Raw genomic sequence first — 1,106 nt, forward strand, 5'->3', positions numbered from 1 at the left:
GGCGACCTCAAATCTGAAGTGCAACACCTTCCAGAATTGAGGTATCCATGAGCAAGAAAACATACGAGCAGATCAAAGAATCGGAGCGCTACGCGATAGCACTGGGGCTACAGCAAAAGCAAAGCATCCGAGCTATCGCCAGGGCTCTGGGGCGTAGCCCCAGCACCATCAGCCGGGAGATTCATCGCAATGGAGGGGGCAATGGCTACGTCAGCCGGTTTGCCCATCAGCGTAGCTGCAAGCGGCGCATTCACAGCCGCCCCCAGCCCAAGCTGCACCGCCAAGGGGCCTTGTATCGGTTCGTGTGTGACCATCTGCACCAGCACTGGTCGCCTCAGCAAATTGCCGGGCACCTGAAGAAACTCCACCCCCACGACAGGCGCGCGAGAGTGTCACACGAGAGCATCTACACCTGCATCTACGCCCAACCCCGGGGCGAGCTCAAGAAGGAGCTGGTGTCCTGTCTGCGCATGGCCCACGCCAAGCGCTGGCCCCGTTCCAGGGGCAAGGACCGGCGTGGGGAAATCCAGGACTTGCTGAGCATCCATGTGCGCCCACCAGAAATAGAGGACCGTCAGCTTCCAGGCCACTGGGAGGGCGACCTCATCAAGGGAGCGAACAACGCCAGCGCCATTGGCACCCTGGTCGAGCGCACCACGCGCCTGGTGCTGCTGGTCAAGCTGCCTCATCCCAATCCAGCGACAGCCGCGCATGTGCTGCAGGCGTTCAGCGACAAGCTCAACGCAATAGCAAGCCCTATGCGCCAGAGCCTGACCTACGACAGGGGCAGGGAGATGGCCGAGCACGCCAGGCTCACCGAGAACACGGGTATGAAGGTGTACTTCTGTGACCCCTACAGTCCTTGGCAGCGCGGCACTAACGAGAATACCAATGGGCTTCTGCGCCAGTACTTACCCAAGGGCACCGATCTAAGCGGCTACACCCAGGAGCAGCTCGATGCCGTGGCCGATGAGCTCAATGGGCGTCCCAGGATGACCCTGGGTTACTCCACCCCCCTGGAGGTCTATGCGCAGCACTTGCAGCGGCTGAGCCTCCAGGCTGATTCAGTACATTAAACAAATGTTGCACTTGGACTTGAATCCGCC

The 1,106-nt window shown here is 60.4% G+C and carries 1 protein-coding gene; it reads left to right on the forward strand.

The window, feature by feature from the left end:
• Positions 1 to 47 precede the first annotated feature (47 nt).
• The gene (locus AC07ZH_RS20470) at positions 48 to 1,076 is read left to right on the forward strand and encodes an IS30 family transposase (RefSeq protein ID WP_495201116.1); all 1,029 of its coding nucleotides are present in this window, start codon (positions 48 to 50) and stop codon (positions 1,074 to 1,076) included.
• The last annotated feature ends 30 nt before the right edge of the window (positions 1,077 to 1,106 follow it).

The organism is Simplicispira sp. GW247-4R2A (genome assembly GCF_059424465.1).